Source organism: Leisingera sp., assembly GCF_034669605.1.
In the GTDB taxonomy this organism is placed as follows: domain Bacteria; phylum Pseudomonadota; class Alphaproteobacteria; order Rhodobacterales; family Rhodobacteraceae; genus Leisingera.
Genome location: NZ_JAXMOX010000191.1, coordinates 1 through 8,924, shown reverse-complemented (window position 1 = coordinate 8,924; position 8,924 = coordinate 1). Strand labels below are relative to the sequence as shown.

The following is an 8,924-nucleotide window of genomic DNA, read 5'->3' as shown; positions in this document are numbered from 1 at the left end:
CATTATCGTCGGCGAAACCCGCGGCGAGGAAGTGATCGATATGCTGCAGGCGATGAATACCGGCCACGACGGTTCGATGACCACGATCCACGCCAACTCTGCCCGCGACGGGATTTCGCGTCTGGAAAACATGATCGCCATGGCCGGCATCGAAATGCCGATCAAGGCGGTGCGCAGCCAGATCGCCTCGGCGGTAAACCTGATCGTGCAGGCCTCGCGCCTGCAAGACGGCTCGCGCCGGATGACCTCGATCACCGAAATCACCGGCATGGAGGGCGACGTGATCTCGATGCAGGAAATCTTCCGTTTTCAGCGGGTCGGGCTGACCCCGGACAACAAGATCATCGGCCATTTCACCGCCACCGGCGTGCGCAGCCACTATTCCGAACGCTTCCGCCTGTGGGGCTACGACCTGCCGGCCTCGATCTATGAACCTACGGTGATGGAGACGCGCTGATGCAACTGAGTGCCGAACCGCTTATCTATGGCCTGATCTTCTTCGGGGTTCTGGCCCTGGTCGAAGGCCTGTATCTTTTTACTTTCGGAAAATCGATCAGCCTCAACAGCAAGGTGACCCGCCGGCTGGAGATGATGGAGAAGGGCGGCAACCGCGAACAGGTGCTGGAGCAGCTGCGCAAGGAGCTGGGCCAGCATGCCAAATCGCAATCGATCCCGCTCTATTCGCTGCTGTCGGAACGTGCGCAGAAAGCGGCGATCGCCTTTTCACCCAAGCAGCTGATCCTGATTATGGCCGCCTTGGCTGCCGTTGCCTTTGTCGGCCTCAGCATCGGCACTTCGGCCCCGCTTCCCGTCCGGATGCTGGGATCCGTCATCATCGGCGTTGGCGCGGTGTTCTTCTGGGTCAACAAGAAAGCCGCCAAGCGGATGGCCATGATAGAAGAGCAGCTGCCGGATGCGGTGGAGCTGATGGTGCGCAGCTTGCGCGTCGGCCATCCCTTCACCTCCGCCGTGCAGATCGTCGCCAATGAGGTCGAGGACCCGCTGGCTACCGAGTTCGGCATCATCTCCGATGAATGCGCTTATGGCCGCGATGTGGGTGAATCGCTCAAGGAAATGGCCGAACGGCTGGACATGCAGGACATGCGCTTTCTGGCCGTTGCCGTCACCATCCAGCAGCAATCGGGCGGCAACCTGGCCGAAGTTCTGGCAGGTCTGGCCAAGGTGATCCGCGCCCGTTTCCGCCTGTTCCGCAGGGTCAAGGCCATCACCGCCGAGGCGCAGTGGTCGGGCAAGTTTCTGTCGGGTTTCCCGCTGTTCTGCCTGATCGGCATCTTGGTCAAGGACCCTAACTACTATGACGGCGTGCTGGACCATCCCTGGTTCATCCCCGCCTGTTTTGCGGTGGGTGCCATGCTGACAGCCAACCTGATCGTCATGCGCGTTTTGACCAACATCAAAGTATAAGGAGGGGACCGTGGAACTTCTGACCGGAATAAACGAGTACCTGACATCGCAATTCGGCGAGTTCGGCCCGCTCCTGGCGCTTGGCATTGCCGGGCTGTTCATGATCCTGCTGGCGGTTCCGCTGCTGCTGAACCAGCCCGAGGATCCGCTGAAGAAGCTGCAAAAGAACATCGCGCCCGAAACCCGGAACAAACCGCAAAAGCAGCGGCTGCGCCAGGCCGACCGCAACGAGCAGCTGCAGAAATTCGCAGGTTTCCTGGAACCGCAGAACGAAGACGAACTGTCTGCGATGGAACTGAAGCTGCGCCAGGCCGGGTACCACTCCAAGGACTCGGTGCGCCTGTTTCATTTCCTGCAGTTCGCTTTCGGCATCCTGGGCCTGTTGGCCGGGCTGTTCTTTGTTTATGTGCTGAAGGCCGATATCGACTATGACAGCCAGCAGATGGCGATCCGCATCATCGGGCCCGGCGCGGCCGGTTACATGCTGCCGAAATACTGGATCACCCGCCGGATTGAAGAGCGCAAGCAGAAGATCACCGAAGGGTTCCCGGACGCGCTGGACATGATGCTGGTCTGCGTCGAGGCCGGCCAGTCGCTGGACCAGGCCATCGTACGCGTCGCCTCGGAGCTGCACGCCTCCTACCCCGACCTGGCCGAAGAATTCGAGGTGGTCGCCCAGGAAATGAAGGCGGGCAAGGAAAAGGACAAGGTGCTGCGCGACATGGGCACCCGCTGCGGGGTGCAGGATGTCTCCTCCTTTGTGACCGTGATGATCCAGTCCGCCAGCTTCGGCACCTCGATCGCGGACGCCCTGCGGGTTTATGCCGGGGAAATGCGTGACAAGCGTGTGATGCGCGCGGAGGAGGCTGCAAACAAGTTGCCCGTGAAGATGACCCTTGCCACAATGGGCCTGACGGTCCCGCCGCTGCTGATCATTCTGGTCGGCCCGTCGGTGCAGGGCATCATGAACATGGGCAACTGAGGCTACCGAACATGAACTCATCAGGACGGGCCGGGCCGGGCCGTCTCCGCCGTGTTATTGCCGCCGCCAGCGTTGTCGCGCTGGCGGCGGCTTGCGCACCGGGCGGGCTGAAACAGGATAAGGGCAGCCCTTGGGCACCGGGTGGCAATCACCGCCAGCAGGCTGAGGACGGCCTGGTGGTCGGCCACCGGCTGATGGCCGCGGGCGAGCATGAACTGGCGCTGGACGCCTTCACCCGCGCCGCGCTCGACCACGGGCTGACGGCCGAGGTTCTGTCCGGCATGGGCAGTGCCAAACTGGGCCTCAGGCGGCTGGGCCAGGCGGAGGAGCTGCTGCGCCAGGCGGTGGATGCGGATGGCTCCTGGCCTGAACCGATGAACAATCTGGGGGTTGCGCTGATGGAGCGCGGCAAAACCGCCGAAGCGGTGCAGGTGTTCCAGCGCGCTTATGCGCTTGACAATGGCGAAAGTGACGCAATCCGCGATAATTTACGGCTGGCTCTCGCAAAGCTTGAAAATCCTGCGCATACTGACCCTCAAAATCAAGATTATAAATTGGTGCGGCAGGGCGGTGGCAGCTACCTGATTCGCCAGGCACCATGACAGAGGCAGAGCAGTAAAAAGGACGCACAAATGCGCCAGCAGATTTTTCTATCCGCTTCTCTGGCAGGGGCGCTTGTCCTGTCGGCCTGCGCGGAGAAAGCCGATGAAACCGTGGAACGGGCGTTTCAGGAAGTGAACGTCATCGACGAGAGCAATCTCAACGATGTGATGCTGACCGTGGCCGACCCGAACGAGGCGGTTGCCCATTTCCAGCGGACCTTGAAAGGCAGCCCGGACCGGATTGAACTGCAGCGGGGACTGGCGCATTCCCTGATCCGTGCCAAGCGCACCACCGAGGGCACCGCCGCCTGGAAGAAAGTGGTGTCCATGAAAGGCGCCACCAGCGCAGACCATGTGCAGCTGGCAGGCGCATTCGTGCGCAGCGGTGAATGGGACGCGGCCAAAGCAGAACTGGATCAAGTCCCCCCCACCCATGAAACCTACGAGCGCTACCGGCTGGAGGCTGTGGTCGCCGATGCCGGCAAGGACTGGAAGCGCGCCGACAGCTTTTATGAAATTGCCACCGGGCTGACGACCAAACCGGCCAAGGTTATGAACAACTGGGGCTATTCCAAGCTGACCCGCGGCGATTTCGCCGGCGCCGAGCGGCTGTTCGGCGAAGCGATCCGCCAGAATCACGGGCTGTTCACCGCCAAGAACAACCTGGTTCTGGCCCGCGGCGCGCAACGCAATTACACCCTGCCGGTGATCCCGATGGATCAGACCGAACGCGCACTGCTGCTGCACACGCTGGCGCTGTCGGCTGTAAAACAGGGCGACGTCAAAGTTGGCGAGAACCTGCTGCGCGAAGCAATTGACACCCACCCGCAGCATTTCGAGGAAGCGTCACGCTCGCTGACGGCGCTGGAGAACGGCTGATCCATGCAATTCCCGGCTCATGCTGCCCTGTGGTTCCTGCCTTTTGTGCTGCCGTTGTGCTATACAGTGGCGCTGACGGATCTGCGCGGCATGCGCATTCCCAATTGGGCGGTTGATGTGCTGGCGGTGACCTATGCAGCCGTCGGCGCGGCTGTCATGCCCAGCTGGGCGGATTACGGCTGGCACCTGCTGCACCTGCCGGTCGGCATCGGTCTGGGCTACTTGTTCTACGCTGCCGGCGCTGTGGGCGCGGGCGACGCCAAATTTGCGGGCGCCGCGGCCCCCTACTTTGCGCTTGGCGACCTGAGGCTTTTGATGATCATCTTTGCCGCCACCCTGCTGGCGGGGTTCACCGCCCACCGGATCGCCAAATACACCCCCCTGCGCCAGCTGGCGCCGCAATGGCAAAGCTGGGATACCGGCAAAAGCTTCCCGATGGGCCTGTGCCTTGGCGGCACCCTCGCCCTTTACCTGGTACTGGCGGCGCTGTTCGGCAGCTGACGGCCGCCGCCGGAGTAAAACTGCGCTGGAAATCCGCCGCCTCCGCGGAATTGCTGCAGCTCTGCCCCGCTGTTGCCACAGTCCTGAATAGTCTGTTTCCTTGAAAGCCTCGGCCGCCGGGGCACGGATCCGATCTCAGGGACAGGCACCGCCATGAACATGCAGAACCTCACCGTGATGGCCCCGCCCGCCCCCAAGGGGCTGACACAGATGCAGCTGCCGCTGGTGATGATGCGGGACATCCTGCTGAAGACCATCTTCCGCAAGAACGTCGAGAACGTCACAGAAATCGCAGAGGCAATCTGCCTGCCCGGCGCCGTCACCCAGGAACTGGTGGATATCGCCCGCGAGCAAAAGCTGCTGGAGGCCACCGGCACGCTCAACGCCAACAGCGGCAACGAGATGGGCTACCAGCTGACCGATGCAGGCAAATCGCGGGCGCTGGATGCGCTCAGCCAATCGGAATACTTCGGCGCCATGCCGGTGCCCCTGGATGTCTACCGCGAGCAGGTGAAACGCCAGTCGATCCGCAACATCCAAGTGTCCCGCGACCAGCTGACCAACGCGATGGGGCATCTGATCCTGCCCAGCAGCCTCTTGGACCAACTTGGCCCGGCCGTCAGCGCGGGCCGCTCGATCCTGATGTACGGCCCGCCGGGCAACGGCAAGTCTTCAATTTCCAACGGCATCCGCGACGCCTTGGGGGATCACGTCTATGTGCCGCGCGCCATTGAATATTCGGGCCAGGTGATCACGGTCTATGACCCGATCGTCCACACCGAAGTGGAGCAGGAACCGGAAGACCCCAACGCCCTGCGCCGCCGCCGCCGTTTCGACGAACGTTATGTCATGTGCCAGCGCCCCACCGTGATCACCGGCGGCGAGCTGTCGCTGGACATGCTGGACCTGGTCTATAACCCGACCGCGCGCACCTATCAGGCACCGCTGCAGCTGAAATCCACCGGCGGCATTTTCATCGTCGACGACCTTGGCCGCCAGGCGGAACCGCCGCAGTCGCTGGTCAACCGCTGGATTGTGCCGCTGGAGGAAAGCAAGGACATCCTGGCCCTGCAGTCGGGCGAGAAATTCGAAGTGCCCTTTGACACGCTGGTGATCTTCTCCACCAACTTCCACCCGAACGAGATTTTCGACCAGGCCGCCCTGCGCCGGATCTTCTTCAAGATCAAGATCGACGGCCCGGACCAGGAAAACTACCTCAAGATCTTTGCCATGGTGGCCCGCAAGAAAGGCATGCCGCTGGACGAAGCCGCGCTGGTGCATCTGCTGAAGAAGAAATACCCGACGATCGGCAACGTCTATGCGAACTACCAGCCAGTGTTCCTGATCGACCAGATCATCGCGATCTGCGAATTCGAGGGCATCCCCTATCAGATGTCCCCCGAGCTGATCGACCGCGCCTGGGCCAACATGTTCGTCAAGGACGAGGAGATCGTGAAGTAACCCCGCTGGGAAACAGCCGGCGGCATGAGGTTTCCAAAACTCTTGCTAATACTTTTCGAAAAGTTTCGGGCCTTCCCCTAAAAGGAAGGGATGAGCAAACTTCCCGAGGTCATTCCAGACTGGTTCAGCGCCCGCGGCTGGACCATTCATCCGCATCAGCGCGCCATGCTGGAGCGGGCCGGGGCGCTCTGCACCCTGCTGATCGCCCCCACCGGCGGCGGCAAGACCATGGCCGGTTTCCTGCCCACCCTGGCGGAACTGGCCGATGGCAGCCACCAGGGCCTGCACACGCTCTACATCTCCCCGCTCAAGGCATTGGCCGCAGACATCAAGCGCAACCTGCGCACGCCGGTTGAGGAGATCGGCCTGCCCATCCGCATTGACGACCGCACCGGCGACACCCCCGCCTCCCGCAAGAAACGCCAGCGCGCCGACCCGCCGCATATTCTGCTGACCACACCGGAAAGCCTGGCCCTGCTGACCTCCTACGAAGACGCGCAGCGCACCTTCAAAGGCCTGAAGAGGGTGGTGGTCGACGAGATCCACGCGCTGGCCGAAAGCAAACGCGGCGACCAACTGATGCTGGCACTGGCCCGGCTGCAAACGCTCTGCCCGGATATGCGCCGGGTGGGCCTCTCGGCCACTGTCGACGATCCGCAGGCCATCGCCAGCTACCTCGCCCGCCACCCGGACTCCTGCGAGATCGTGCTGGCAGACCCCGGCCCGGCGCCGGACATCCGAATGCTGGAAACCGAACAGGCGCCGCCCTGGGCCGGCGGCGGCGCGGCCTATGCGATCCCGGCGGTGATGCAGCAGATCAAGGCGCACAAAACCACGCTGATCTTCCACAACACCCGCGCGCAGGCCGAAATCTTCTTTCACAACCTCTGGCTTGCCAACGAGGACGCGCTGCCGATCGGCATCCACCACGGCTCTCTCGACCGGGTCCAGCGCGAACGGGTGGAGGCCGCCATGGTCCGCGGCGAACTGCGTGCCATCGTCTGCACCGGCTCGCTGGACCTCGGCATCGACTGGGGCGATGTGGACCTGGTGATCCAGATCGGCGCGCCGAAAAACGTCAAACGGCTGGTGCAGCGCATCGGCCGCGCCAACCACCGCTACAACGCGCCGTCCAAGGCGTTGCTGGTGCCCGCCAATCGGCTTGAGGTGGTTGAGTGCCGCGCCGCGCTCGAAGCGGTTCGTGCGGGTGATCTGGACGGCGGGCCCCGCGGCCCCGGCCCCCGCGACGTGCTCTGCCAGCACATCCTGATCGCCGCCTGTGCCGGCCCCTTCGACGCCGGCGCGCTTTATGCCGAAATGACCCGGGCCGGCGCCTATGCCGCCCTCTCCCGCGCCGGGTTCGATGCGTGCCTGGACTTCTGTGCCACCGGCGGCTACGCGCTGAAGGCTTATGATCAGTGGCAGCGCTTGCTGCAGCGCCCGGACGGCAAATGGCAGCTGCGCGACCCGCGCGCCGCTGCCCGCATCCGCATGAACCTGGGCACCATCCAGGACACCGGCCTGGTCAAGGTCCGCCTCAAGCGCAGCCGCGGCGGCAAACCTCTGGGCGAGATCGAGGAGGCCTTTGCCGCCACCCTCACCCCCGGCGACACCTTCCTGATCGGCGGCCAGACCGTGCGATACGAGGGCCTGCGCGAAATGACTGTCGAGGTCACCCGGACCCCCGGCAGAAAGCCGAAGATCGCGGTATTCTCCGGCACCAAATTCGCCACCTCCACCCAGCTCAGCGCGCGCATCCTGAAGATATTCAAACAGGACAGCTGGCCCAACCTGCCCCGCCACACCGCCGAATGGCTGGAGCTGCAGCGCGCGGTTTCCGAACTCCCCCGCGCAGGGTCTCTGCTGATCGAAAGCTTCCCCCGCGACGGCCGCGAACATGCCTGCATTTACGGCTTTGCCGGCCGCAACGCGCAGCAGACGCTGGGGCTGCTTCTGACCAAGCGGATGGAGGAGCTTGGCCTCGATCCGCTTGGCTTTGTCGCAAGCGACTACGCCACCTTGATCTGGGGGCTGGAACCCCTGACCGACCCGGCCCCGCTGTTCGATGCCACTGCCCTGCGCGAGGGGCTGGACGGTTGGCTGGCCGGCAACGCGGTGATGAAACGCGCCTTCCGCGGCGCCGCAACCATTGCCGGGCTGATCGAACGCAATACCTCCGGGCACCGCAAGAACGGGCGCCAGGCGGCGTTCTCCTCTGACATCCTCTATGACACCCTCAGAAAATACGACCCGGACCATCTGCTGATCGGCATCACCCGCGAGGAAGCCTTGCGCGGGCTGGTTGACTTTGGCCGCATTGAGGACATGCTGGCACGGATCAAGGGCCGGATCACCTTGCGGCGGCTGCAACGGATCTCTCCGCTCGCCGCGCCGCTGTTGCTGGAGGTGGGCAAGGTACCGGTCAAAGGCGCAGCCGAAGAAAAGCTGCTGCAACGCGAGGCGGAAGCGCTGATGCGGCAATCCGGGCTGGACCGGCTGGGTCAATAACACTTGCCTGTTCCGCCCGCGCGGCTAAGACCGCAGTATGACCGGATTTGATTTCATCCTCGCCGGCGCCCGCCTCACCGCGCTCGGCTCCGGCGCGCTCTGGTGGGCGGGGCACCGCCTGCTCTGCGTCTCCGACCTGCATTTGGGCAAATCCGAACGCCACGCGCGGCGCGGCGGCAGTGCCCTGCCTCCTTACGAGGGGCACGATACGCTCGCCCGGCTTGATAAACTGGTTGCAGACCTCAATCCGGCAACCGTGGTCTGCCTCGGCGACAGCTTCGACGATAACGCCGCCGCGGTTGCATTGCCGGAGGCCGGCAGGACCCAATTCCAGGATCTGATGCGAAACCGCCGCTGGATCTGGATCGAGGGAAACCACGACCCCGCCCCTACCGGGCTGGGGGGGGAGCATCACGCAACCCTCCGGCTTGGCCCGCTGACCTTCCGCCACATTGCCGCGCCGTCAGAGGATGCCGAGGTGTCCGGCCACTACCATCCCAAAGCGCGGCTCCGCAGCACCTCCCGCCCGGCCTTCCTGCTGGACGCTTGCCGCCTGATCCTGCCGG

Annotated in this window: 9 protein-coding genes; all 9 read left to right on the top strand. The window is 63.7% G+C overall.

The window, feature by feature from the left end; all coding sequences use genetic code 11:
- The coding region (locus VOI29_RS19560) for an ATPase, T2SS/T4P/T4SS family (protein WP_323782591.1) at window positions 1–457 on the top strand (457 nt) is incomplete at its 5' end.
- The gene (locus VOI29_RS19555) at window positions 457–1,425 is read left to right on the top strand and encodes a type II secretion system F family protein (RefSeq protein WP_323782588.1); all 969 of its coding nucleotides are present in this window, start codon (window positions 457–459) and stop codon (window positions 1,423–1,425) included. The genes VOI29_RS19560 and VOI29_RS19555, both read left to right, overlap by 1 nt.
- Before the next feature lie 10 nt (window positions 1,426–1,435).
- Complete coding sequence (locus VOI29_RS19550) at window positions 1,436–2,407, top strand: type II secretion system F family protein (RefSeq protein ID WP_323782585.1); 972 nt, start codon at window positions 1,436–1,438, stop codon at window positions 2,405–2,407.
- An 11-nt stretch (window positions 2,408–2,418) separates the two neighbouring features.
- Window positions 2,419–3,009, top strand: a complete 591-nt coding sequence (locus VOI29_RS19545) for a tetratricopeptide repeat protein (protein WP_323782582.1) — start codon at window positions 2,419–2,421, stop codon at window positions 3,007–3,009.
- A gap of 30 nt (window positions 3,010–3,039) precedes the next feature.
- Window positions 3,040–3,888: a hypothetical protein gene (locus VOI29_RS19540; RefSeq protein WP_323782579.1), complete on the top strand. Its 849-nt coding sequence runs from the start codon at window positions 3,040–3,042 to the stop codon at window positions 3,886–3,888.
- Window positions 3,889–3,891: 3 nt separating this feature from the next.
- On the top strand, window positions 3,892–4,389 hold the full coding sequence (locus VOI29_RS19535; RefSeq protein WP_323782576.1) for a prepilin peptidase: 498 nt from the start codon (window positions 3,892–3,894) through the stop codon (window positions 4,387–4,389).
- 153 nt (window positions 4,390–4,542) lie between these two features.
- The gene (locus VOI29_RS19530; RefSeq protein ID WP_323782573.1) at window positions 4,543–5,850 is read left to right on the top strand and encodes an ATPase; all 1,308 of its coding nucleotides are present in this window, start codon (window positions 4,543–4,545) and stop codon (window positions 5,848–5,850) included.
- Between the two features lie 90 nt (window positions 5,851–5,940).
- Window positions 5,941–8,358 carry a ligase-associated DNA damage response DEXH box helicase gene (locus tag VOI29_RS19525; RefSeq protein WP_323782570.1) on the top strand — a complete coding sequence of 806 codons (2,418 nt, stop codon included), beginning with the start codon at window positions 5,941–5,943 and terminating at the stop codon, window positions 8,356–8,358.
- Between the two features lie 37 nt (window positions 8,359–8,395).
- Window positions 8,396–8,924, top strand: a 529-nt coding sequence (gene pdeM, locus VOI29_RS19520; protein WP_323782567.1) for a ligase-associated DNA damage response endonuclease PdeM, incomplete at its 3' end; no start/stop codon positions are given.